Here is a 24,576-nt window from a genome sequence, read left to right as displayed (position 1 = left end):
ACGTGGAAAATAATTATGATCAGAGTTTATTCACCAGCTACTATAGGAAATATTAGTGTTGGATTTGATACATTAGGAATAGCGATATCTCCTATAGATAATTCTAATTTTGGGGACATTGTAGAAATAAAAGAACATAAAAAGTTTGAGATAAAAAATATAGGAAAATTTTCTGAACAATTACCTGTAGTATTTACTGAAAATATTATATGGAAATGCTGGAAATATTTTTGCAAAAAAATAAACAAAAAAATATCTGTGCTAATTACTTTAGAAAAAAATATGCCTATTGGATCAGGTTTGGGTTCTAGTGCATGTTCTATTTCAGCAAGTCTAGTAGCTATGAACGAATTTTGTAAAAAACCTCTATCTAAAAAAGAATTATTAAATATTATGGGGAGATTAGAAGGAGAAATATCAGGAAATATACATTATGATAATGTAGCACCATGTTTTTTAGGTGGATTACAAATTATACTACAAAGCAAAAAATACATTAGTCAATCCATTCCATATTTTAAAAACTGGAAATGGGTTGTTGCATGGCCGGGCACAAATGTATCTACATCAAAAGCTAGAAAAATATTACCAAAAAGATATAAGTTACATACTTGTATAGAACATAGCAGAAATTTAGCAGGATTTATTCATTCATCATATTCTGCACAACAAAAACTAGCTATAAGCTTTATAAAAGATATAATAGCTGAACCATATAGAATGAAATATATTCCTGGATTTCTTAAAATGAGAAAAAATTTAAAAAAAGAAGGATCAATAGGTTTTGGAATATCAGGGTCAGGACCAACAATATTTTCTATATGTAATAATACAGAATCAGCGAATAGCATCTCTAAATGGTTAGAAAAAAACTATTTAATAAACAACCAAGGATTTGTAAAAATATGTAAAGTAAACAATAAAGGGACTGTAATAAAAAGGTAAAATATGAAATTATATAGTATGAAAAATAATAAAAAAGAAGTAACATTTTTAGAAGCAGTAGAACTTGGATTGTGCGACAGACAAGGACTATTTTTCCCCAAAAAAATGCCATATTTCAAAGAAAAAGAAATAAATAAAATGTTAGACATGAACTTTCATGAAAAAAGTTGCAGAATATTAAATTCTTTTATAGGATCAGAAATATCTAAAAAAAATTTGCAGAAAATAGTTAAAAAATCATTTTATTCTATACATCCAAAAATTCAATCAATAAATAAAAACGTTTCATGTTTAGAGTTATTTCATGGTCCTACATTGGCATTCAAAGATTTTGGTGCTAGGTTTATGTCTCAAATTATACATTTCTTAAACAAAGTAAATAAAAAAAAAGTTACAATACTCACAGCCACATCAGGAGATACAGGAGCTGCTGTAGCAAATGCATTTTATAATATGAAAAATGTAAATGTAGTAATACTATATCCAAAGGGAAAAATAAGTAAAATACAAGAAAAAATGTTCTGTACTCTTGGAAAAAATATAAAAACAATATCTGTAAATGGAAGTTTTGACGAGTGCCAAAATCTCGTAAAAACTGCTTTCAATGATTCTGAATTAAAAAAAAAAATCGGTTTAAACTCTGGAAATTCTATAAATATAAGTAGACTGTTAGCACAAGTATGTTACTACTTTGAAGCATTTTCTTTAATAAAAACAGAAAATAGAAAAAATTTAATCATATCAGTACCTTGTGGAAATTTCGGAAATATTACAGCGGGGCTAATTGCAAAATCAATAGGACTGCCAATAAAGAATTTTATAGCTTCTACTAATTCTAATGATACTGTTCCAAGATTTTTAAAAAGCGGACATTGGAACCCTAAAAAAACAATTTCAACAATATCTAACGCTATGGACATAAGCATACCAAATAATTGGGACAGAGTATTAGAATTGTTTAAACAAAACAAATGGGATATAAAAAATTCTAAAAACTTAAAATTTGGAAGCGTGTCGGAAGAACAAACTAAAAAAAGTATACAAGAACTATATAATTTAAAATATATATCAGAACCTCATGCTGCAGTAGCATACACAGTACTAAAAAAAAATATGAAAAAAGAAGATCACGGACTATTTTTAGGTACAGCTCATCCATTAAAATTTAAAAACACAGTTGAAAAAATTATTCCTATAAAGATAAAATTACCAAAAAAAATAATAGACCAAAATAACATAAAATCTATATCATTTTCTATAGATCCTAAATTTTCTTCACTGAAAAAATTTCTGTTATAAACTTTAGTTTCCTAACAAGTAATACTTATAGACTTGATAGGAAACTTATTAAAGTAATAAAAAATTTTATATATTTAATACTAAATATTAAATAAAAAATTAACAATATCTCCATCAGATAATATATAGTCTTTTCCTTCTAATCTATACTTTCCATATTTTTTTAATAAATTAATACTTTTATAAAACATAAAATCTTTATAAGAAACTATTTTAGCTCTTATAAATCCTTTTTTAAAATCAGTGTGTATAATATTAGCAGCATCAATAGCTTTAGTGCCTTTTTTTATAATCCATGATTTTGTTTCTTTTTTTCCTATAGTAAAAAAAGTTTGTAATTTTAATAAATTAAATGTTACATACACAATTTTTTTTATATCTTCCAAAAAAAAATTTAATAACATATCATTATTTGAACTTTTATTATAAATATACTTTTTATTAAAATTTATACAAACTGGAAAAATTTTGTAAGGAAAAGATTTTAACATAATAGGTATTTTTTTTTGAATTTTCAATAAAAAAAAATCTTCTAAATCTATATTAGCAATATATATAAAAGGCTTGTTAGTTATAAAGTTAAATGAATTTAAAATTTTCCTTTCACTTTTTACAAAACAAATATTAGAAATCATTATATTTTTTTTTAATTTACTTACACATTTTTTTAATACTGATAAAATTTCTAAATTATATGCTTTGAGCTTAAAACTTTCTTTATAAATTTGTTTTTCATAATATTTAATATACCTTTTACAGTCTTGATAATCAGACAACATAAGTTCTACATTTACTAAATCTACATCATATTTAGGATTTATTTTGTTATTAACATGAATAACATCACATGTTTTAAAGAATCTTACTACATGCAATATTGCATCAACCTTTTTTATGTTTTCTAAAAATTTATTTCCTAAACCATATCCTAAATGTGAATTTTTTATTAAACCAGCTATATCTACAAATTTTATATATGATTTCACAACATTTTTAGACTTTATAATTTTAAAAATGTTATCAATCCTTTTATCCTCTATTAAAGAAATTCCTATATTAGGCTGTATAGTACAAAATGGAAAATTTTTAGAAGGTACATTTGACTTAGTCAATATATTAAATAACATTGATTTACCAACATTAGGCAAACCTACTATACCACATGTTAAAGACATAATTAAAATTACTCTAAGAAATTGTTATAAAGTGATGTTATAAAATCCATAAAATATTAATTTTGAAAAAAAATAACTTATATTACAAAAATTTCTCTATTATATGCATAGATTTTTCTATAGATTGTATAATTAAATTTTTATCTGTTTCTGTAGGAATAGATAATACATAAGATGATAAATTCACATTTTTATCAGGCTTACCAATACCAATACAAATTCTTTTAAATAAAGTATTTTTTTCAAATTTGCTTTTTACATTTTTAATACCATTATGCCCATAACTATTGTGAGAATTAATAAAATTATATTTTCCTATATCAGTGTTTAAATCATCTTGAATTATTAAAATGTCATCACTTTTTATCTTATAAAACGATGACACTATACTTATAGAAATTCCATTTAAATTCATATATAAATTAGGAATTAACAAATAAATATCATTTTTACATTTTTTCCATAATCCTATATACCCAAAAAATTTGTTTTTGATTTTTAAATCTACTGATACTTTTCTAGATAAAATTCTTATAAACCATGAGCCAACATTATGTCTAGTTTTTTTATATTCTTTATAAGGATTAGATAACCCAACTATTAATTTAATATTTTTCAAAGATAGAATTCCTTATTAAAACACTAAAAAAAATTAAAAAACACAAAAAATTTTTTATTACTAACATATTTTAATTAATAAACATTTAAAATAATTTTTTTTCTACAAAATTGTTATATCTTTTAGAAACAAAATCCCAATTTAAAATTTTCCAAAAATTTTTTATATATGCTATTCTATTATTTTTATACTTCAAGTAATAAGCATGCTCCCAAAGATCTAATCCAAAAATTGGATATTTAATAGAGTCTTGTGAGTTACTATACATAAGTGTATTATCTTGATTTTTTGTAGAAACAATTTCTAACTTTTTATCATTTCTAATAACTAACCATATCCATCCTGAACCAAAATGCATAGATGCAATTTTCTCAAACTTGTTCTTAAAATTTTTTATATTGACAAAATTCTTTTCTATAACCTTTTTAAAATTATTATTTATATTAGTATTTAACTTAATATTCTTCCAAAACAATGAATGATTATAATGACCTCCAGCATGATTTTTAAGTTGTTGTATATCTTTAATATCTATTTTATTAATAGATTTTATTAAAGATTCTAAAGATGAATAAGAAATATTATTCTTAATAAGAATATTATTTAAATTTTCTAAATAATTCTTATGATGTTTATTATAATGTATAAACATAGTTTCTTCGTCTATATATGGTTCAAGAGATGTATATGAATAACTTAAACTAGGTAATTGAAACATGTATGTAAACTCCTAAAATAAAATATTTATATAATAAAATTAATATTAATTTTATTATAAATAAAAATGATAAAATATACACAATTTTTTTTATAAATATTTTTTTTACATGATATATAGAAAACAAAATTCTTGGAACTGATATGGAACACAAAAACAATAAAATAAATTATTTTTTAAAAAAAAGATTTAGAAACTTTTATCCTGTAGTAATAGATATAGAAACAGCTGGATTTAACTATGAAACAGATGCTCTACTAGAAATAGCAGCAATTACATTAAAAATGGATAAGTTAGGATGGTTGAAAAAAAAAAAAATTTTACATTATCATATAAAACCATTTATAGGATCTATAGTAAATGAAATGTCTATAAAATTTAATAAAATAGATCCATTCAGTCCTCTACGAGGTGCTGTAAGCGAAAAAGTAGCTATAAATAAAATTATAAAAAAAGTTCAAGAAGGAATAAAATTAGAAAAATGTAAAAAAGGAATAATAGTAGCTCATAATTCTATATTTGACTTAAATTTTTTTATGTCTGCTATAAAAAGAAATAAAATAAAAAAAAATCCATTCCACACATTTGTAACTTTTGATACAGCCACATTAAGTGGTTTAGCATTAGGACAAACAGTTCTTGCAAAAGCATGTAAAAACATAGGAATATATTTTGATAATAAACAAGCACATTCTGCAATATATGACGCTACGCAAACCGCTAACTTGTTTTGCAAAATAGTAAATAAATGGAAAAAACTAGGTGGGTGGCCAATTAAAAAAATGTAAAAAATAGATATAACAATAAATTTTAAATTTAAAATTTAATGTTATATCTTTATCAAAAAAAATTGTTAAAAAATAAAAAATTATATGTTTTTTAAAATTTGTTTTAGTTCACCTGTTTTTGACATATTTATTATAATACTACAACCACCAACTAATTTTCCTGAAACCCATAATTGCGGAAAAGTAGGCCAATTAGCAAATTTAGGTAATTCTCGTCTTATTTCGGGGTATTTTATAACATCTACATATTTACATTTTTTAGTGTGCGCCAAAATTATTTTAGAAGCCTGAGAAGAAAAACCACAACTAGGATAATGTATACTGCCTTTCATATATAATAATATTGAATTATTTTTTATTTGATTTTTAATTTTTTCTATAACATTCATTTTTATAAGTTTATAATTAAATTACAAAATTTTTAAAATATTTTAAAAAATATTATTTTAATTTTATTATAAAATAAAAATATAAAATAAGATATAGACATACACATTTTTTTTTGAGATAATAAAATAATATTTTTTTTAATAGGGGCTGTTTTAGGATTTGACAAATAATTTTAAAATTTTAGGTTCATGTCGAGGGTCGGTGGCCTCGTAAAAAACCGAAAAAAATATTTGCAAAAAGAACACAATACGCTTTAGCTGCTTAAAAAACAGAAAAAGCCCTTTTTCTAATCATTCTCTTTAATATTAGATATAAAGGTCATATAAAAAAAGAGATATTTTTGTAAAAAATATACATGTTTTTATAAAAAGAAATTAAATATGTATTATGATTTTTGTAATATTTCTATATATTAAAAAAATTTAAACTAATAAAAAATAGAATAAGCATGTAATACCTATTTTATTAAATGTTATTTGGACGCGGGTTCGAATCCCGCCAGCTCCAAAAACATAAAAATAATAACAATAAAAAATAACTTTTTAATAATATGTAATAGATAATAAAACTATGAAAAAAAAAAATATTATACATGACAATATTAAACATGACGAAAAAAAACAAAAAAAAACTATTAAGACGTACATAGAAAAAAACAAAAATATTAAATTAAAAATTAAAAAATACTTAGAAAAATTTAAAAAACTTGAGAAAATAGACAAAGAAATTAGTTTAAGGGAAAAAGCAAATATAGAAAATATGAAAAAAGAAGTAAATAAGAGAAAAAAAGAAATAAAACAAAAAAATGTTAATTTATTTATTAAAAACATAACAAAAATAATAAAAAAAATAAAAAAAATAAATAAAAAAATAAAAGAAAAAAAAATTATGAATAACCCTATACTTGAAGGGATACCATTAATATTAAAAGCTTTATCAAAAATAAAAAACAAATTTTATAAATAAATAAAATTATATATTTCTATATATTCCAATCTATTGTTTTTTTATTTAAAGAAGATAAAATATTATTCACTTTTACAAAGTGATTACAACCAAAAAAACCATTTCTTGCAGAGTAAGGTGATGGATGTGATGCTAATAATATAATATGTTTTTTTAAATTAATTAAATTAATTTTCCTTTGTGCTATTTTACCCCATAGTAAAAAAATTATATTTTTCTTATTTTTACTAATTTTTTTTATTATTACATCAGTAAAATTCTCCCACCCAACTTTTTTATGGGAGTTAGGTCTTCCTTCTTCTACTGTGAGAACAGTGTTTAATAAAAAAACCCCTTGTAAAGCCCATTTTAATAGAAATCCATGACTAGGAATTCTGAAACTTGGTATATTATTTTTTAATTCTTTAAATATATTTTTTAATGAAGGAGGTATTTTTACACCATTATTTACTGAAAAAGATAATCCATTAGCTTGACCACATTTATGATAAGGATCTTGTCCTAATATAACTATTTTAATATTATTAAAACTAGTATATCTAAATGCTGAAAACACAAAATTTTTTGGAGGATATATTTTTTTTTTCAATCTCTCCATGTTTATAAAATTTAATATTTTAGATAAATATTTTTTATTTTCAATATCCAATATATTTTTCCATGTTATAATTTTATTCATATACAACATATACTTATTACAAAATAATATTGATTTTAACTAATAAAATAATATTTTTATAAAAATTAAGCAACATAAAAAATATAGGTAAAATATGACTTTAGTAACAAAAAAAGCTCCTACATTCTTTGCTCCAGCAATATTAGAAAATAACGATATAGTAAAAAATTTTGATTTTAAAAAATATATAAAAAACAGAATTTCTGTACTATTTTTTTGGCCTATGGATTTTACGTTTGTGTGCCCTACAGAAATCTCAAAGTTTAACAATATGTATAATAGATTTATAAAACGAAATGTTAGAGTAATAGGAGTATCCTGTGACTCAATTTATTCACATTATACTTGGAAAAATATTTCTATAAAAAATGGAGGTATAGGAAATTTAAAATATATAATAATATCTGATATAAAAAAAGAAATACAAAAACTATATGGAATTGAACATCCTGAAATGAGTGTAGCTTTAAGAGCCACATTTTTAATAGATTCTGATGGTGTTGTAAAACATGAAACAATAAACGATCTTCCATATGGAAGAAATATTGAAGAAACTATAAGAATGATAGATGCAATAAATTTTCACAAAAAAAAAGGAGAAGTATGTCCATCAGATTGGAATAATAAAAAAATTGGAATACAACCTAATATAGAGGGATTAAAGAAATATTTAAATAATAAATAAAAATATTTAAATAAAACCAGCATGCATATTTTTGCTGGTTTAGTATTATATGTAAAAAATATAAATTTTATATTATATAAAATCATTTTCTATAAAATTTTCTTCTGACTCATCTATAGAATCATTATTTATAACATCGAAACTGCTTTTTTCTAAATCATGATGTTCAGTATTATCTACTTCTTCTTTAAGGACATCTTTTTTATTAATATCATAGTTTTCTAAATTATTTTTAGAATTTTCTTCTACATTAAAAAAATTCGTATTATGTATATCATTTATTACAGGTTGATCATATCTATTAGAATGAAATAAACTAGTTAATAAGTTTCCAAAAGCTATACCACCTGCTACACCAGCTGCTGTTTGCAAAGCATTACCTAAAAAGCTACCATTATTATTCTGAGAAAAACAACTACGTTTTTCATTATCTTTGTTTTCATTGTTAATTACATAGTTTTTTTTTATGTCTGTATTATTTCTAATATTACTATTTTCAGAATCATTTTTATCTGAATTAAAAAAGTTAGATAAAAAACTTTTTTTAGTATTCTTCTTAAATTTTTTTAATTCATCTATTTTTATTTTTAATTTATTAATGTTGTTATTTAACCTTAATATCACTTCATCCTGAACCAATAAAGATTGTACTATATAATAATAAGAGTTCGGATTTTTCTTCAAAAGATCTAAAATTAAATTATTTGCTTCACTGTCCTTTTTAGAAAACTTTTTTTCTATACTATTTATTTTTTTAAATAAATTTTTTATAAGTATTTTTTCTTCAGAATTCATAATGTTTACCAACGTTTTTTAAAAAATTGTTAAAAAAAATTGAAATTTAAATATAAAATAAAAATAAAAATATTAAAAAAAATTATAATCAACTTTAGTTGATAAAAATATTTAAAAAGATACAATTATATTAATTAAATATTAATATACAAAAATATACATATAATAAATAGTTATATTAACATTTAATTTAATAAAATTAATAATATTATATTAATATTATATACAAAAAATATTAGGAAATGAAAAAAAATGCAGACAGATTATAAAGATATAGAAAACGTCTATATAGAAAAAGAATTAAAAAATTCATATTTAGACTATGCTATGTCAGTAATAATAGGTAGAGCTTTACCAGACGTTAGAGATGGATTAAAACCAGTTCATAGAAGAATATTGTTTGCAATGAATGTATTAAAAAACTATTATAATAAACCATATAAAAAATCCGCACGTATAGTAGGTGATGTAATTGGTAAATATCATCCTCATGGAGATTCTGCTGTATATGAAGCAATAGTAAGAATGGCACAACCATTTTCTTTAAGATACATGCTAATAAAAGGGCAAGGAAATTTTGGATCTATAGACGGAGATTCTGCTGCTGCCATGCGATATACTGAAATAAAAATGTCAAAAATTTCTCATGAATTCATTAATGATTTAAATAAAAATACTGTTAAATTTGTATCTAACTATGATGATACAGAAAAAATACCAGAAATTTTACCTACAAAAATACCCAACATACTAATAAATGGATCTTCTGGAATCGCAGTAGGTATGGCTACCAACATACCTCCTCATAATATTAAAGAAGTAATCAATGGATGTATGAAATATCTAGAAAATAAGAAAATTTCTTTAGAAGACTTAATGAAAGAAATACCAGGACCAGATTTTCCAACAAGAGGAATAATACATGGACATGAAGGTATTAAGAAAGCATATGAAACAGGAAAAGGCAAAATATATATTAGAGCAAAAAGTTTTATAAAAAAAAATAAAAAAACTAAAAAAGAAAGCATAATAGTGCAAGAAATACCATATCAAGTAAATAAGTCTAAATTAATAGAAAAAATTTCTAATCTTATAAAAGAAAAAAAAATAAAAGGTATTAGTACTTTAAGGGATGAATCAGACAAAGAAGGACTAAGAATAGTAATAGAAATAAAAAAAGACGCTATTGCAGAAGTAATTTTAAACAAACTGTATTTATTAAGTAATTTACAAATTTCTTTTGGAATTAATATGGTTGCATTATATAACGGAAAACCTAAAATTATGTCTTTAAAAGAAATTTTAAATGCTTTTTTATATCACAGAAAAGAAATAGTAATTAGGAGAAGCATTTTTGAATTAAAAAAAAACTATGAAAGATCTAATTTATTAGAAGGATTTGAAGTAGCAATAAATAATATAGATATAATAATAAAAATAATAAAAAAATCTCCAAATATGTCATATGCAAAGAATATTTTATTGAAAAAAACATGGAAAATTAAAAAGAACAACTTTTATAAAATGCTTTTGGAAAAAAATATAATATTAGAAGATTATCAAGAGCATAAAAAAAATATAACAAATGAAAAATATTTTTTGACAAAAAAACAATCTATAGCAATTTTAGACCTAAAATTACAAAACATAACTAATTTAGAAAGTAAAAAAATTCATACAGAATATAAAGAAATATTAAATAAAATAAAAAAATTAACTAATATAATAAATTATAAAAATAAATTAACACATGTAATAAAAAAGGAATTAGAACATATAAAAAAACAGTTTGGTGACAAAAGAAGAACTAAAATAAAACATGAAATTTCTAAAATTAATATAGAAGATGTAATAACTAAAAAAGATGTAGTAGTAACCTTATCACATTCAGGATATGTAAAATACCAACCTTTATCAGATTACAATGCTCAAAGAAGAGGAGGCAGAGGTAAATTAGCGGCAAAAATTAAAGAAAAAGATTTTATAGAATGCTTATTAGTAACTAATACTCATGATACTATACTATGCTTTTCTAGTCGAGGTATAATATATTGGATGAAAGTATATCAACTTCCTATATCACATAGAAACACCAGAGGAAAGCCAATAGTAAATTTATTACCTTTAAAATTTAATGAAAGAATCACAGCAATTTTACCAGTATGCAAATATAGTCAAAACACAAATATTTTTATGGCAACTCTAAATGGAATAGTAAAAAAAACCTCATTAACAAAGTTTCAAAAACAAAGAAATTCAGGTATCATAGCAATTAATTTAAACAAAGGAGATGAATTAATAGGAGTATCTTTAACTAATGGATCAGATACTGTAATGTTATTTACTTCACAAGGTAAAGTAGTACATTTTTCAGAAAACTATGTTAGGAAAATGGGTAGAAATGCAGCCGGTGTAAGAGGAATAAAAATAAATAAAAAGGATAAAGTAGTTTCTCTAATAATACCTAAAAAGCATGGAGAAATTTTAACAGTTACACAAAATGGATATGGAAAGAGAACAAAAGTTTCAGAATTTCCAATAAAATCTAGAGCTACTAGAGGAATAATTTCTATAAAAATAACAAAAAAAAATGGTGTAGTAATAGCTTCAATACAAGTAACAAAAAATAATGAAATAATAATGATTACAAACTCAGGAATTTTAGTAAGAACTAGAGTATCTGAAATAGGAGTATTGAGTAGAAATACTCAAGGAGTTATTTTAATAAGAACAAAAAAACAAGAAAAGGTAGTAGCATTACAAAAAGTCACTATTCCTAAATTAAATAAAAAACTATAACTTTTTTAATTTTAATATAAACATTCTTTAACAAAAATTTAAAAAATTTATAAAAAAATATTAAGTAAAATATTTTTTTATAAAATTATGATAAAATTTTTTTTTAACAAGTTTGTAACATACTGTAAAAAAAATAAAGTAAAAAGAATGTGAAAACATTACATTTTTAATATTGTTTAAAAATAATAAAAACCACGATATTTTTATACAATTTTATAAATTAAAAAAAATATTTTTTATATAAAATATTTTTATAGAAATAAGATTTTTTATTTATGTTCTTATTTCTATAAAATTTCTACAATATTAAATTACTCAAGTTGTATAGAAGTTACTGCCGAAGTATAAATTATATCTTCAATTGTAGCACCTCTAGACAAATCGTTAACAGGTTTATTTATTCCTTGAAGAATAGGCCCTATGGCAATCGCATTAGTAGAATTTTGTACCGCTTTATAAACAGTGTTTCCAGTATTTAAATCTGGAAAAATAAATATATTAGCTATACCAGAAATATTAGAATTATAATTTTTTAATTTAGATATTTTACTACTAATTGCAACATCATATTGTACTGGACCATCTACTAACAAATTAGGTTTTTTTCTTTTTATAATAGCAGTAGCCTGTCTTACTTTATCGACTGAAGAACCACTTCCGGAACTTTCAGTAGAATATGAAATCATAGCTATTTTAGGAAATATTCCAAACTTACGAGCAGAATTGGCTGTCTCAATAGCAATTTCAGCTAATTGATATGAGTCAGGATTTATGTTAATAGCACAATCTGCATATATTACAACTTTTTCTTCTAGCAGCATAAAAAAGAAAGAAGATACTAAAGAAGACGAAGGCTTAGTTTTAATAATTTGTAAAGCTGGTCTAATAGTATTAGCCGTGGTGTTAGCGGATCCGGAAACTAAACAATCAAATTCATTATTTTTTAACATCAAAGTTGCTAATACGCAATTATCTTGTAACAATTTTTTAGCATCAGACTCACTTAAAATCTTAGGCAATCTACTTTTTATAAATAAATTTATATATTTATTTCTAATACTTTTAGGATTTATAATACTTATATTATTATCTAAATATATATTGTTATCTATTAACAACTTTTGTATCTTTTTTTTATTACCTAACAACACACATCTAGCTATTTTTTCTTTAGCGCATATAGAAACTGCTTTCAGAATTCTTATTTCGTATCCTTCTGGAAATATAATACTATTATAAAAAAATTTGGCTCTCTTTTTTAAATAATATTTAAAATAGTAAGGAGTTAAAAAAAAATTTTCACTTCTAGAAAAAATATTTTTAAACAATTCATCTATTTTAAATAAAAAATTATTTTTTATAATTGATTTATTCATATTATAATAAATATCTAAATTATATTTAGAAAAAGTTTTTAAAGAATCAAAAATTTTAAATATACTATTATTAGAAAAAAATACAGGGATATTTTTTCTATAAGCATAAAAAAATAATTTAGTAAAACGTCTAACATTGTTTTTGTTACCTACTAATAAAATAGCACCTATATAAAAATTTTTATATAAAACTGACAAAAAGTTATTAAAAATCATACTATTATTAGTATCTACAATTAATATGCAGTATTTATAAAAATGTTTATTACAATTAATACTAAAATTTTCAAAAATAAAAAATTTTATTTTTTTTAAAAAAGTTTTCTTATCATATAAATATTTTATTGAAATTATGTTAAATAACATAGATGTACAAATTTTATATTCTCTTATAGTCCAAAAAACTGTAGTTAATAGATTTAAAGATTTTTTAAAATGGTGTAACTTTAGCAATTTTTTATAAAAAATTTTATTTTGTATATTTTTATTATCTATGTAAGGCTTTACTTTAAAGCAATTTTTTATATATTTTTTTTCATATTTGTGTACAATAGTACCTAATATACAACTATTATTCATACGAAAATATTTTAAAAAAAAATGTTTTATGATCTTAAAATTATAATCATAAAAAAATGTGTCATGATTACAAACAAATATAACTTTTGAATTTATGCTTCTAGCAAAATCTATATTAAATTTTCTTTCTATATAACTATTATATTTTGTACTAATTCCTTCTAATAACATAATTTTATTTGTGTTATCTAGTGAATAATATTTTTCTATACATTTTTCTAAAAAAAAATTATATTTTTTTTTATCTGATAAAACTAAAATGTCTTTTACTATAATAGGCACTATAAAATTGGAAAGTTTGTTTTTATTAATAATTCTAGTAGTATGATCTAAACTAGATTTTGCACATTTTTCATAAATTATTTTAAAAAAAGTTGTTTTAATTTTTTTTTTTTGCATTAAATATATTAAGTTTAAAGATATTGAAGTGAGATCTACTTTTCTGCCAATTGGAATTAAAATTATTGAACTTAACAAAATAGCACCTATAATTGTTTTATTGTTTAATATATGCTAAATAAAAATATTATAACTTTTAACTTACTAAATTAAAAGTATCTTTAGCTATCACTATTTCTTCATTAGTAGAAATTACTAATATAGGAATTGTATCATTTTTATTAATAAAGTTAAAATCTAGACATTTCTTTTGATTCTTTTTATTATCTATATAAAAATTTAAAGAATTTAAATAATGTATAGTAATTTTTCTTGCTAAACTTGAATTAGTTCCTATTCCTCCAGTAAATATTATAGCATCAATTTTATTTTTTATTAAAAAAAAATATGAACTTATATATTTTGCTAATCTATAGCAAAACATTGTTATAGTTAACTTATCTATTTCAGATGAATAATATTTATTTTCAGAATGTCTAAAATCACTGCTTTTACCATTCAGCGCTAATATTCCTGACTTATTGTTCAAAATATTTTTTATATCTTTTATACTAATTCCCAAGTTTTCATTCATATAAAATATTATAGAAGGATCTATATCTCCAGACCTGGTACCCATGATTAAACCATCTGTCGGAGTAAACCCCATAGAAGTATCTATACATACACCATTTTTTACTACGGATACAGAAGAACCGTTTCCAAGATGACAAATTATTACATTTAAACATTTTATATTTTTTTTAAATATTTTAGAGGATTTTTGTAATATGTAGTTACAACTAATTCCATGAGCGCCATACTTTCTTATAGAATATTTATAATAAAATTCTTTTGGTATTGCATATAAATAAGACATTTTTGGAATTTTATAATGGAAACTAGTGTCAAATACTGCAACATTTTTGTTATGTAATTTTGGAAAAAGTTTAATAAACTTTTTTATTCCCATTAAATTTAATGGATTGTGAATAGGAGCTAAAAAAATACATTTTTCTAATTTTTTAATTACTAAATTATCAATTAAAACAGATTTTTTAAAATTTATTCCCCCGTTAACTACTCTATGACCAAAACCAATAATTTTAGAAAACAACAAACTATTTTTCTCTAACAATATTTCTTTACATAAATATTCAATAGCATAATTATGAGACATAAACTTTTTACAAACTGAAATTTTTTTGTTATTTTTTGTATTCCATATTATTGAAGAAGAATCTAAATTTAGCGCACTGGCTTCTCCATTTAAATATACAACTTCATTATTCGGATCTAAAACAGAAAATTTTATTGAAGAACTGCCGCAATTCAAAACTAATACTAAGTTTTTCATAATATAAAATCCTATTATTCTAATAGTTTTGATTTTGAAAAAATTTTAAAACTATTTTTTACAATATAATAATTTCTTAAACTTTTACTAAAAAAATTATATAAAATATTATAAAAAAATGATATTTAAATATATTAGTATATGTTCTTATCAAATGCAAAAAAGTTTTCTACTTCATATTTTCTAATAATAGGATCTATTATTAAATCTAATGCACCATTTAATACTTTATCTAAACAATACAAACTCAAGTTTATTCTATGATCGGTGATTCTATTTTGTGCAAAATTATATGTTCTATTCCGATCAGACCTATCTCCACTTCCCAACAAATTTTTTCTTATGTTAGAATTTTTTTCTCTAACTTTTTTTTCTTCTTGATTTTTTATTCTAGCATACAAAACTTCCATAGCTCTAGACCTATTTTTGTGCTGAGACCTTTCATTCTGACATTCCACAACGTTTCCAGTAGGTATATGTGTTATACGAATTGCAGAATCTGTAGTATTTACATGCTGACCTCCAGCACCAGAAGATTTAAATGTGTCTATTTTAAGATCAGAACTTTTTATTAAAATTTTCTTAGAATGTTTAACTTCTGGGATCACTGCTATAGTACAAGTGGAAGTATGAGTTCTTCCTTGACTTTCAGTTTTAGGTATTCTTTGCACTCGATGCCCACCAGATTCAAACCTTAATTTATTTAAAACATTTTTACCATTTATTTTCATAATAACTTCTTTAAAACCTCCTCTGTCGCTATGAGTAAGACTCACAATTTTAATTTTCCATCTTTTTATTTCAGAATATTTAGTATACATTCTAAATAAATCTCCAGCAAATATAGATGCTTCATCACCTCCGGATGCAGACCTAATCTCTATAAAACAACCAGTTTTATTATTATCATTTTTATACGAAAAAAGTTTATATATTTTTTTTTCTAGTTCATGTTTTTTTTTCTTAAAAATATTATATTCTATTTTAGCTAATTCATACAAATCGCAATCTTTCATAAGTTCTGCGTACTGATGCATATCTTTTTTGTTAACAATCCAGATGTTAAACAAATTTGTTATATTTTTTAACTTACGATACTCTTTGGATAAAGTATTAAATTTTTTAATGTCATTTTTATAACTTATACTACAAAATATTTTTTCTATTTCTTTAATCCTTTTATTAAACAAACATAATTTTGCTCCAATAAATTTTTCCATATATTTCACTCGTAATAATAAAACTATTAAAAAAAAAGTACAAAACTTTTAGTGTTTACAAAAAAAATATAATCATAAATTTATATTAAAAAAATGTATATTAATAAAAATTTTAATAAAATTACTGATATAATATATTATATTATACTAAAATATTATAAAAAATTTTAGTAATATAATTTTAATTGTACTAAAAATTTTGTGTTATAAAAATAATATTTTAATAAAAAAATAAATTTTTTAAATAATAAATTTTATATTGTAATAAAATATTAAATAGTAAATTCTATAGAAGGAAAATTTTAAAAAATATGAAAATCTTTTCTGGCAATGCTACAAAAAATTTGTCTAAAGATATTGCAAAATCCTTAAACATGAAGTTAGGAATTGCTGAAGTAACTAAATTTAGTGATGGAGAAATTAGCGTTAATATACAAGAAAATGTACGAGGTCATGATGTCTTTATAATACAATCTACTTGTTATCCAGCCAATGAAAATTTAATGGAGTTAGTAATAATAATAGACGCATTAAAAAGAGCATCTGCTAGAAGAATAACTGCAGTAATTCCGTATTTTGGATATGCTAGACAAGATAGAAGAGTAAAATCATATAGAGTACCTATAACAGCTAAAGTTATTGCAAATTTTTTATCTAATGTAGGAGTGAATAGAGTCTTAACAGTAGATTTACATTCTGAGCAAATACAAGGTTTTTTTGACATACCTATAGATAATATGTTTACAAGTCCAGTTATAGCAAAAGATATATTAAAAATAAACTTGAATAATCCAGTATTAGTATCTCCAGACATAGGAGGAGTGGTAAGAACAAGATCTGTGGCGGAACTGTTAAATTATAAAGATATTGCTATAATAGATAAAAGACGATCTAAAAAAAATGAATCACAAGTCATGAATATCATAGGAAAAATAAAAAATAGAAATTGTATTTTAATAGATGATATTATAGACACTGCTGGTACACTATGTAATGCAGCAATTATGTTAAAAGAAAAAGGAGCAAAAAAAGTTTTTTCATATTCTACTCATCCAGTTTTTTCTGGAAAAGCAATAGAAAACGTGAAAAGTTCTTGCATTGATCAGATAATAGTATGTGATACAATACCTTTACAAAAAAAAATGAAACAAATACAAAAAGTTAGAATAATTAAATTATCTAATATGTTATCCGAAGCTATTAGAAGAATTAACAAAGAAAAATCCATTTCTGAAATGTTTCTAACATAAAATTTCTTGAAATAACTAAATCTTTTATAAAAAAGCAAAAAATAAAAAATAAAACTTAATTTTAAATAATAAAGACAAAGTATATTTTATCTTTGTCTTTTTAAAATTATATAATAGAAAAATTATAATAATAAATTTATTGAATATAATAAAATTATATAATACATATTAAAATTTATATACTTCATAAAAATTATAGCAATATATATATTATATTAAAAAAAATTTTTTAAAATAAATACGTTACACGGAAAAAAGTTAAATAATACTAAAGTTATAGAAATAGTAAAAATAATAACCTCTAAAATTTTTTGTGTATATGAAAAATTTTCTACATCAATATCACTTTCATGTTTTTTATAGTTATATAGACTCATTAATATCTTAAAATATACATACATCCCTAGAATGCTGCTAAACGTAGTGACAGCTAATAAATACCAAAGTTTACTATATATTGCTGAAGAAAACATGTACAATTTATTTAAAAATCCAATAGTAAGGGGAATTCCGGAGAGAGACAAAAAAGATAAATATAAAGATTTAAATAGCAAAGAATGTTTATAAAAAATGTTGTAAAAAACATTATTTGTATTATTTCCAGAATAATTTTTATTAATTATTGTCATAGATCCAAAAATACAAACATTACATAATACATAATTTAAAAAATATAGAACCATATTTTCTGAAGAAAATGGAAAATAATTTATATTTAATAAAACTATCATTAAATATCCTACTTGACTAATTGAAGCGTATCCTAACAATCTTTTAATATCTTTTTGAAATATAGCTAAAAAATTTCCAAAAAAAATAGATAAAAAAGCGAAGATTTGTATAAGATTATAAAAAAAACTAAATTTTAATATCATTGTAGTAGAAATAAAATATAATAAAAAACTAAAAAAAGATAGTTTGTTTATAGTGGAAAAAGATATTAACACTAAAGGATTGGAAACTTGATATATGTCAGGAAAAATAAAATGAAATGGAAACAACGACATTTTAAAAAAAATTCCAAATAGTACCATAAGTATTCCTACAAATACAACCGCCTGTTCATAAATATTATATTTTCCTAATAACAAAAATAAATTTGAATATTCTACACTTCCGTTAAAAAAATATATTATACCAAAACCAAATAATATAAATATTGAACTAAAGTTAGAAAATATCATATATTTTAAAGAAGCTTCTATAGATTTTTTACAATCTTTAAAAAAATAAATTAATCCAACTGTAGATAAAGTTATCATTTCCATGCTAACAAAAAAAATTAACATGTGCTTAGCAAAATTTAAAGAAACACTTCCTAAAACTAGTAATAACAATAATATATAATATTCTTCTACATATGGTTTGTTTTTGTTTAAATAAAAATATGCGAAAATAGAAGTAATCAAGCCTACGAATAAAATTAATAAACTAAAAAAAATAGAAAATTTATCAAAATGATAAAAAAAATTTGTAACAGAAACTAACTTGACTCTAAAAAATAATATATAGTAACTTGTAAGTAATATACCAAAAAAAGTATTTAAAAACATTATTAAGCTATTTCTTTTACATATTATAAAAAATATTCCAAAAGAAATACTTAACATCATAATTATAAATGGACAAAATTCTATATATTTAAAAATTATAGATAACATATTAAAAAATTCCTCATATCTAATAAATTAACTAACATATTAATTAAAAAAAATATTTAAAAAATTAAAATTATAAAATATAAAATTTGGAAATAGTCCTATTAAAATCAGTAACAAAGTTAAAAATAAAATTAAAAACAATTCTAAAAAACTTAAATCACATGTTTTAAAATCTTTTTTTAAATCTCCATAAAAAATTCTATGAAACATCTTTAGAGAACAAAAAGCAAAAAATATTAGACTAATTGTCAAAAGTATTGAAATTTTTGGAAATGATAAAAACAAACCTACAAAAATTAATATTTCACTTATAAAGTTTCCTGTCCCAGGCAATCCAAAATTAGACAGAGAAAAAAATAAAAAAAAACTAGGAATCAAACTTATAGAATTCCATAATCCACTAAACTTTTTTAAATTATAAGTATTTGTTTTTTTATATAGTCTCCCAGACAAAACTAACAACGAAGACGAAGAAATAGTACTAGAAATTATATATAATAATAAACCTTCATAAGACAAATTATTAAAATTAAATATTGACAACAACATAATTCCTGTATGTGAAATATTTATATAAGCTAAAATATGCTTTAAATTATTTTTAACGCTAGCCATAAATGTACCATAAAAAATATTTACTATTCCTAAAAAAATCATAAAAAATTGAATTTTATGTAAAATATTTCCAGAAATAGGAATAAAAAATCTTAATAATCCATATATTCCTAATTTTGATAAAAATCCTACTAAATCGACAATGTTTCCTTTAGGAGAGTAAAGAAACATATTTGGCATCCAAGTATGAAACGGAATAGAAGGAATTTTTATTATAAAAGACAATAAAAAACCACATAAAATTATATTTTCTACAAAACTTTTATTTATAAAAGATTTTTTTAAAACATTAAAATTAAAAGTCCATATTCCACTAATTTGATGATAATAATTTACTAAAAGTAGTATAGAAACAAACATAATAATAGAAGAAATTTGGCTATGTATAAAAAAGCTCTTTATAGATTTTATTTTATTATCATAATCTATTTTTTTTAATCCCCAAAAAATATTTAAAAAACAAATAGGAAAAATCATTATTTCACAGAAGCAAAAGAAAAAAAATAAATCTGTAGACAAAAATGCTCCTATTATACTAGAAACTAAAATAGATATATTTAAATAAAAAGATCCAGATTTTTTATAATCTTCTTGATAAGAAAAAAATAACGCAATAAACGATAATAAAATTACTAAAAAAATCATATATATCGTAAATCTATCTGCATAAAGACTAAAATTAATTCCAAAACTAGATATCCAGGATGCACAAAACTTGTTAGAAAATACATATGTACTAAACACATTTAATTTGGGTAATACATCGTTTATAAATAAAATTATATTTATAAAAAACATTAATATCATATAAAAAATAGTAATAAATTTAGGTAATTTATTATTATAATATTGAAATAACCAAGAAAATATTCCACCGACTAAAGGAACAAAAATAAGAAAAGGAAGTATCATTTTTTTACCCTTTAAAAAAAATTAATAATAACCCTTTTAAAAATTTTAAATTATTAATAAATAGAACACAATGTTAAAAGAGTACAACCACTCTTTTTTTTTTTTTTATATAAAAAAACATTACATAAAACTATATAAACATTATTAATGTAGTAGTAAAAACTAATACTACAAAAAAAATTATTATATATCTTTTTAAACTACCACAATGAAATTCTAAAAATAATTTATTAAAAAATTTTATAAAAAATATACTTATAGATATAAATTTTTTAGAAATATCTTTATATAAAATTTTTGATAAAAAAACGTATAAATACTCTAAAAAAGTATAAAAACTATTAATATAAAAATCTTTTTTGAACATTGGAATTATAAAAGTATATATTTTTTCTAATATAAAATTTTTTTTTGTAAAAAGTTTATTTTTTTTTGATAAAAAATAAAAAATAAATGTAACAATAGTAACTATACTAGATAAAACTTCTAAATAGTTGTAAAAATTATTTTTTTTGTTAATCTGACAAAAAAAGTGAGATAAATTTGGTATTGCAAAAAAACCTAAAAAAGTAGAAAAAAACATTAATACTAATAAAGGTATATCATGAAAAAAATTTTCATGTAAATTTTTTGAAATAGAACCTTTGTTTAAACTTAAAACATTCAAAAATAATCTTAACGTATATATAGTAGTAAATATTGATCCAATTATCGCTATATATAAAAATAAATAATTTTTTGATTCAAATATCTTAAATAAAATTTCCCCTTTACTATAAAAACCAAGTGTTATTACAGGAAATGACATTAAAGATAATGATCCTATTAAAAAAGAGAAGTAGGCTAAAATATTATCTTCTTTAGACATACTTATCTTAAATATATTCTGATTATTTTTATTGTTTGCAATTATACAACATGTGGATATAAATATTAAAGATTTAAAAATTGCATGACTAATTAAATATAAAATTGCTTCATTCCATGCTTTCGCTCCTATAGATAAAAACATATATCCTATTTGACTTATTGTAGAATATGCTAAAATTTTTTTAATATCCTTATTAAAAATAGCTAGAATACTCCCTAAAACAATAGAAGCCGATCCAACTAGACTTATTATAAAAAAAAATTCGTTGTCAAATATAAAAATATCTCTCGCTCTAGATATTAAATATACACCTGAAGTAACCATAGTAGCAGAATGTATCAATGCAGATGCAGTAGTAGGACCAACCATAGCATATGGTAACCAAGTATGAAAAGGAAATTGTGCTGACTTTGATATAGCAGATAATAATAAAAATATGCATACTAATTTAATAAAAAACAAATTTTGATAGCCATTATTTAAATTTAAAATTTTTGATATTTCTATTATATTAAAAGTTTTAAAACAATAATATATCAACAATATAGATATTAAAAAAAATATATCACTTATCTTAGAAATTAAAAAAGATTTTATTGAATAAAAAACGTTTTTACAATTTTTATTGTAAAAACTTACTAAAAGATAGGAACAAATTCCTACACTTTCCCAGCCAAAATATAGTAATAGAAAATTATCTGACAAAACTAAAATAGACATACTTGATATAAACAAGTTTATATAAGAAAAAAATTTTGTAACTTCCTCCTCCAAATACATATACCAATAAGAAAAAGAATATATTATAATTCCTATTCCTGTTATCATTATTAACATGTATAAAGATAACTCATCCAACAAAAAACTAATATTAAATTTAAACTTATCTACAGACATTAAATTCCATAAATTAAATAAAAAAAAATGTTTTTTTAACTTATAAAAAAAATATAAACTAAATAAACTAGATAAAAATGATGCTAACAACGAAAAAAACCCTATAAAAAATAAAATTTTTTTATTAAAAATTTTCTTTAAAAAAATTGATAAAAAAAAACCTAATATAGGAAACAAAAAAGTGCCAAGAATAATACTCATTTTTTTAACTCACTCAATGAATTTACATTTAACGTATTATTAATCTTATAAAATTTGAACAATAATGATAAATTTATACATACTTCTACTGCAGATATGGTAATTATAAATATATAAATTATTTGACCTAAAGCATCATTCCAATAGTTTCCTGAAGATATAAAAAGCAGTAAACAAGAATTTATCATAATTTCTAAACCTATTAACATTAAAAAAAAGTTTTTTTTTATAACAAACACTAAAATTCCTAATGAAAACATAGCAGCAGACAATATAAAACAATAAAATGCAGATATCATAAAAGATCCTTGATATTAAAAATATGTTTAAAAATCTTTATAATCTTTATTAAAATAGAATGTTATTATTAAAGCTTCAAGTAGTAACACAGCAGACAATTCTATCACAAAAAAATAATCTGAAAATAAGACAATTCCCACTCTATCAGGGCTGACTAACTGGAAAAATTTAGTACCATTAAAACATTTGTACATAGGATATGTAATGTCTAAGAAAAATACAATACAAATAAAAAAATATATACATATTTTAACAACATTTTTTACATCAATAGTTGAAATAAATCTACTACTACTATTAATTATCATAATAACAAATACAAATAATAGCAAAATTGCTCCAGAGTAAATAATGACATGAAGAAACCCAGCTAAATATGATCCTAACAAAAAGAATATAATAGAAGTAGATAAAAATGAAACTATTAATAATAATGTTGAATACAGTAAATTACTTCCAAAAATTATGAAAAATATGGAAGCTAATAATATAAAACTAGATATAAAAAACATAAATTTCATATAAACTTTCCTAATTATAATTAAGGTAATATTTTTTTTACATTTACATGATCGTTAATATTACGTTTTCTGGAGCCATTTTTTTCTAATGGTATTACCCCTGAAACAGAATAAAAATCATAGTCTGAATGTTTTCCTTCTCCTTCTATTATTAAATCTTCTTTTTCATATATTAAATCTTCTTTTTTATAATCAGCAAGTTCAAAATCAGGTATTAACTGTATAGCAGAAGTAGGACAAGCCTCTTCGCACAAACCACAAAAAATACATCTAGAAAAATCTATCTTAAAAAATTTTGGAAAATGTCTACCATTTTTATTGACAGACTGTTGCAATACTATACAACTAGAAGGACATACAGAAGCACATAAATTACATGCTACACATCTTTCATTTCCATTTTTATCCTTAGTTAAAATTATTCTACCTTTATATCTTGGAGACAATCTAACTTTTTCTTCAGGATACATAATAGTTTCTCTAATGCTAAAAATGTTCTTTGCTATTAAAAACATACTTCTTATTTGAGAAAAAAAATTACAAAAAAAATTTTTTAAAAACAACATATACTTTTTTTCCT

Annotated in this window: 22 protein-coding genes and 1 other RNA gene; 8 read left to right on the top strand and 15 right to left on the bottom strand. The window is 21.5% G+C overall.

Going from position 1 to position 24,576, the window contains the following annotated elements:
* Positions 1-15: 15 nt before the first annotated feature.
* Positions 16-945, top strand: a complete 930-nt coding sequence (thrB, locus tag RJI84_RS00715; protein WP_343189215.1) for a homoserine kinase — start codon at positions 16-18, stop codon at positions 943-945.
* Between the two features lie 3 nt (positions 946-948).
* Complete coding sequence (thrC, locus tag RJI84_RS00710; protein ID WP_343189214.1) at positions 949-2,244, top strand: threonine synthase; 1,296 nt, start codon at positions 949-951, stop codon at positions 2,242-2,244.
* A gap of 80 nt (positions 2,245-2,324) precedes the next feature.
* Here thrC and ychF read toward each other — a convergent pair whose 3' ends face one another.
* The 3 genes from ychF to RJI84_RS00695 all read right to left on the bottom strand — a co-directional run bounded on the left by ychF (position 2,325) and on the right by RJI84_RS00695 (position 4,756).
* Positions 2,325-3,419 carry a redox-regulated ATPase YchF gene (gene ychF, locus RJI84_RS00705; protein WP_343189213.1) on the bottom strand — a complete coding sequence of 365 codons (1,095 nt, stop codon included), beginning with the start codon at positions 3,417-3,419 and terminating at the stop codon, positions 2,325-2,327.
* An 82-nt stretch (positions 3,420-3,501) separates the two neighbouring features.
* Positions 3,502-4,038 (bottom strand): aminoacyl-tRNA hydrolase, encoded by a 537-nt coding sequence (pth, locus tag RJI84_RS00700; protein ID WP_343189212.1) that lies wholly within the window; start codon positions 4,036-4,038, stop codon positions 3,502-3,504.
* Between the two features lie 85 nt (positions 4,039-4,123).
* Positions 4,124-4,756 (bottom strand): superoxide dismutase, encoded by a 633-nt coding sequence (locus RJI84_RS00695; RefSeq protein WP_343189211.1) that lies wholly within the window; start codon positions 4,754-4,756, stop codon positions 4,124-4,126.
* Positions 4,757-4,899: 143 nt separating this feature from the next.
* Here RJI84_RS00695 and rnt point away from each other — a divergent pair, with 143 nt between their 5' ends.
* Complete coding sequence (gene rnt, locus RJI84_RS00690) at positions 4,900-5,544, top strand: ribonuclease T (protein WP_343189210.1); 645 nt, start codon at positions 4,900-4,902, stop codon at positions 5,542-5,544.
* Between the two features lie 80 nt (positions 5,545-5,624).
* Here the strand turns inward: rnt and grxD are convergent, their stop codons facing one another.
* Complete coding sequence (gene grxD, locus RJI84_RS00685; protein WP_343189209.1) at positions 5,625-5,933, bottom strand: Grx4 family monothiol glutaredoxin; 309 nt, start codon at positions 5,931-5,933, stop codon at positions 5,625-5,627.
* Between the two features lie 144 nt (positions 5,934-6,077).
* On the opposite strand from grxD, the gene ssrA reads away from it, so the two are divergent.
* Together ssrA and RJI84_RS00675 are read left to right on the top strand one after the other, a co-directional pair.
* Positions 6,078-6,444, top strand: a transfer-messenger RNA (tmRNA) gene (gene ssrA / locus RJI84_RS00680).
* A gap of 60 nt (positions 6,445-6,504) precedes the next feature.
* Positions 6,505-6,900, top strand: coding sequence for a nucleotide exchange factor GrpE (locus RJI84_RS00675; protein WP_343189208.1), 396 nt, complete (start codon positions 6,505-6,507; stop codon positions 6,898-6,900).
* 16 nt (positions 6,901-6,916) lie between these two features.
* Here RJI84_RS00675 and ung read toward each other — a convergent pair whose 3' ends face one another.
* Entirely contained in the window at positions 6,917-7,579 is a 663-nt protein-coding gene (gene ung, locus RJI84_RS00670) for a uracil-DNA glycosylase (RefSeq protein WP_343189207.1), read from the bottom strand.
* Positions 7,580-7,673: 94 nt separating this feature from the next.
* Here ung and RJI84_RS00665 point away from each other — a divergent pair, with 94 nt between their 5' ends.
* The gene (locus RJI84_RS00665; RefSeq protein WP_343189206.1) at positions 7,674-8,264 is read left to right on the top strand and encodes a peroxiredoxin; all 591 of its coding nucleotides are present in this window, start codon (positions 7,674-7,676) and stop codon (positions 8,262-8,264) included.
* Positions 8,265-8,336: 72 nt separating this feature from the next.
* Here RJI84_RS00665 and RJI84_RS00660 read toward each other — a convergent pair whose 3' ends face one another.
* Complete coding sequence (locus RJI84_RS00660) at positions 8,337-9,059, bottom strand: DUF2076 domain-containing protein (RefSeq protein ID WP_343189205.1); 723 nt, start codon at positions 9,057-9,059, stop codon at positions 8,337-8,339.
* 252 nt (positions 9,060-9,311) lie between these two features.
* On the opposite strand from RJI84_RS00660, the gene gyrA reads away from it, so the two are divergent.
* A complete protein-coding gene (gene gyrA, locus RJI84_RS00655; protein ID WP_343189204.1) occupies positions 9,312-11,858 on the top strand; it encodes a DNA topoisomerase (ATP-hydrolyzing) subunit A in 2,547 nt (848 codons plus the stop codon).
* Positions 11,859-12,169: 311 nt separating this feature from the next.
* Here gyrA and pta read toward each other — a convergent pair whose 3' ends face one another.
* From pta to prfA, 3 genes are all read right to left on the bottom strand, one after another.
* The gene (gene pta / locus RJI84_RS00650; protein ID WP_343189203.1) at positions 12,170-14,290 is read right to left on the bottom strand and encodes a phosphate acetyltransferase; all 2,121 of its coding nucleotides are present in this window, start codon (positions 14,288-14,290) and stop codon (positions 12,170-12,172) included.
* A 58-nt stretch (positions 14,291-14,348) separates the two neighbouring features.
* Positions 14,349-15,548: an acetate/propionate family kinase gene (locus tag RJI84_RS00645; RefSeq protein WP_343189202.1), complete on the bottom strand. Its 1,200-nt coding sequence runs from the start codon at positions 15,546-15,548 to the stop codon at positions 14,349-14,351.
* 134 nt (positions 15,549-15,682) lie between these two features.
* The gene (prfA, locus tag RJI84_RS00640; protein ID WP_343189201.1) at positions 15,683-16,768 is read right to left on the bottom strand and encodes a peptide chain release factor 1; all 1,086 of its coding nucleotides are present in this window, start codon (positions 16,766-16,768) and stop codon (positions 15,683-15,685) included.
* Positions 16,769-17,079: 311 nt separating this feature from the next.
* On the opposite strand from prfA, the gene RJI84_RS00635 reads away from it, so the two are divergent.
* Positions 17,080-18,018 (top strand): ribose-phosphate pyrophosphokinase, encoded by a 939-nt coding sequence (locus RJI84_RS00635; RefSeq protein WP_343189200.1) that lies wholly within the window; start codon positions 17,080-17,082, stop codon positions 18,016-18,018.
* 215 nt (positions 18,019-18,233) lie between these two features.
* Here the strand turns inward: RJI84_RS00635 and RJI84_RS00630 are convergent, their stop codons facing one another.
* The 6 genes from RJI84_RS00630 to nuoI all read right to left on the bottom strand — a co-directional run bounded on the left by RJI84_RS00630 (position 18,234) and on the right by nuoI (position 24,559).
* The gene (locus RJI84_RS00630; RefSeq protein WP_343189199.1) at positions 18,234-19,679 is read right to left on the bottom strand and encodes an NADH-quinone oxidoreductase subunit N; all 1,446 of its coding nucleotides are present in this window, start codon (positions 19,677-19,679) and stop codon (positions 18,234-18,236) included.
* Between the two features lie 39 nt (positions 19,680-19,718).
* Positions 19,719-21,206 carry a complex I subunit 4 family protein gene (locus tag RJI84_RS00625; protein WP_343189198.1) on the bottom strand — a complete coding sequence of 496 codons (1,488 nt, stop codon included), beginning with the start codon at positions 21,204-21,206 and terminating at the stop codon, positions 19,719-19,721.
* Between the two features lie 130 nt (positions 21,207-21,336).
* Complete coding sequence (locus RJI84_RS00620) at positions 21,337-23,175, bottom strand: NADH-quinone oxidoreductase subunit L (RefSeq protein WP_343189197.1); 1,839 nt, start codon at positions 23,173-23,175, stop codon at positions 21,337-21,339.
* Complete coding sequence (gene nuoK / locus RJI84_RS00615) at positions 23,172-23,474, bottom strand: NADH-quinone oxidoreductase subunit NuoK (protein ID WP_343189196.1); 303 nt, start codon at positions 23,472-23,474, stop codon at positions 23,172-23,174. The genes RJI84_RS00620 and nuoK overlap by 4 nt, the downstream gene beginning before the upstream one ends.
* A 27-nt stretch (positions 23,475-23,501) precedes the next feature.
* Positions 23,502-23,996, bottom strand: coding sequence for an NADH-quinone oxidoreductase subunit J (locus RJI84_RS00610; RefSeq protein WP_343189195.1), 495 nt, complete (start codon positions 23,994-23,996; stop codon positions 23,502-23,504).
* Between the two features lie 20 nt (positions 23,997-24,016).
* Entirely contained in the window at positions 24,017-24,559 is a 543-nt protein-coding gene (nuoI, locus tag RJI84_RS00605; RefSeq protein ID WP_428994305.1) for an NADH-quinone oxidoreductase subunit NuoI, read from the bottom strand.
* Positions 24,560-24,576: the final 17 nt, after the last annotated feature.

It is taken from the genome of Buchnera aphidicola (Chaitoregma tattakana) (assembly GCF_039370165.1).
GTDB classification, from domain to species: Bacteria; Pseudomonadota; Gammaproteobacteria; order Enterobacterales; family Enterobacteriaceae; genus Buchnera_G; species Buchnera_G aphidicola_F.
Note: the sequence above shows the minus strand (reverse complement) of the source record. Positions and strands in the feature narration are given on the sequence as shown.

Excerpts from the sequence above, each read along its gene's own strand:
- thrB (WP_343189215.1), top strand. The coding sequence starts at position 16 with ATGATCAGAGTTTATTCACCAGCTACTATAGGAAATATTAGTGTTGGA.
- thrC (WP_343189214.1), top strand. The coding sequence starts at position 949 with ATGAAATTATATAGTATGAAAAATAATAAAAAAGAAGTAACATTTTTA.
- ychF (WP_343189213.1), bottom strand. The coding sequence starts at position 3,419 with ATGTCTTTAACATGTGGTATAGTAGGTTTGCCTAATGTTGGTAAATCA.
- RJI84_RS00695 (WP_343189211.1), bottom strand. The coding sequence starts at position 4,756 with ATGTTTCAATTACCTAGTTTAAGTTATTCATATACATCTCTTGAACCA.
- rnt (WP_343189210.1), top strand. The coding sequence starts at position 4,900 with ATGGAACACAAAAACAATAAAATAAATTATTTTTTAAAAAAAAGATTT.
- grxD (WP_343189209.1), bottom strand. The coding sequence starts at position 5,933 with ATGAATGTTATAGAAAAAATTAAAAATCAAATAAAAAATAATTCAATA.
- RJI84_RS00675 (WP_343189208.1), top strand. The coding sequence starts at position 6,505 with ATGAAAAAAAAAAATATTATACATGACAATATTAAACATGACGAAAAA.
- ung (WP_343189207.1), bottom strand. The coding sequence starts at position 7,579 with ATGAATAAAATTATAACATGGAAAAATATATTGGATATTGAAAATAAA.
- RJI84_RS00665 (WP_343189206.1), top strand. The coding sequence starts at position 7,674 with ATGACTTTAGTAACAAAAAAAGCTCCTACATTCTTTGCTCCAGCAATA.
- RJI84_RS00660 (WP_343189205.1), bottom strand. The coding sequence starts at position 9,059 with ATGAATTCTGAAGAAAAAATACTTATAAAAAATTTATTTAAAAAAATA.
- gyrA (WP_343189204.1), top strand. The coding sequence starts at position 9,312 with ATGCAGACAGATTATAAAGATATAGAAAACGTCTATATAGAAAAAGAA.
- RJI84_RS00645 (WP_343189202.1), bottom strand. The coding sequence starts at position 15,548 with ATGAAAAACTTAGTATTAGTTTTGAATTGCGGCAGTTCTTCAATAAAA.
- prfA (WP_343189201.1), bottom strand. The coding sequence starts at position 16,768 with ATGGAAAAATTTATTGGAGCAAAATTATGTTTGTTTAATAAAAGGATT.
- RJI84_RS00635 (WP_343189200.1), top strand. The coding sequence starts at position 17,080 with ATGAAAATCTTTTCTGGCAATGCTACAAAAAATTTGTCTAAAGATATT.
- RJI84_RS00630 (WP_343189199.1), bottom strand. The coding sequence starts at position 19,679 with ATGTTATCTATAATTTTTAAATATATAGAATTTTGTCCATTTATAATT.
- RJI84_RS00625 (WP_343189198.1), bottom strand. The coding sequence starts at position 21,206 with ATGATACTTCCTTTTCTTATTTTTGTTCCTTTAGTCGGTGGAATATTT.
- RJI84_RS00620 (WP_343189197.1), bottom strand. The coding sequence starts at position 23,175 with ATGAGTATTATTCTTGGCACTTTTTTGTTTCCTATATTAGGTTTTTTT.
- nuoK (WP_343189196.1), bottom strand. The coding sequence starts at position 23,474 with ATGATATCTGCATTTTATTGTTTTATATTGTCTGCTGCTATGTTTTCA.
- RJI84_RS00610 (WP_343189195.1), bottom strand. The coding sequence starts at position 23,996 with ATGAAATTTATGTTTTTTATATCTAGTTTTATATTATTAGCTTCCATA.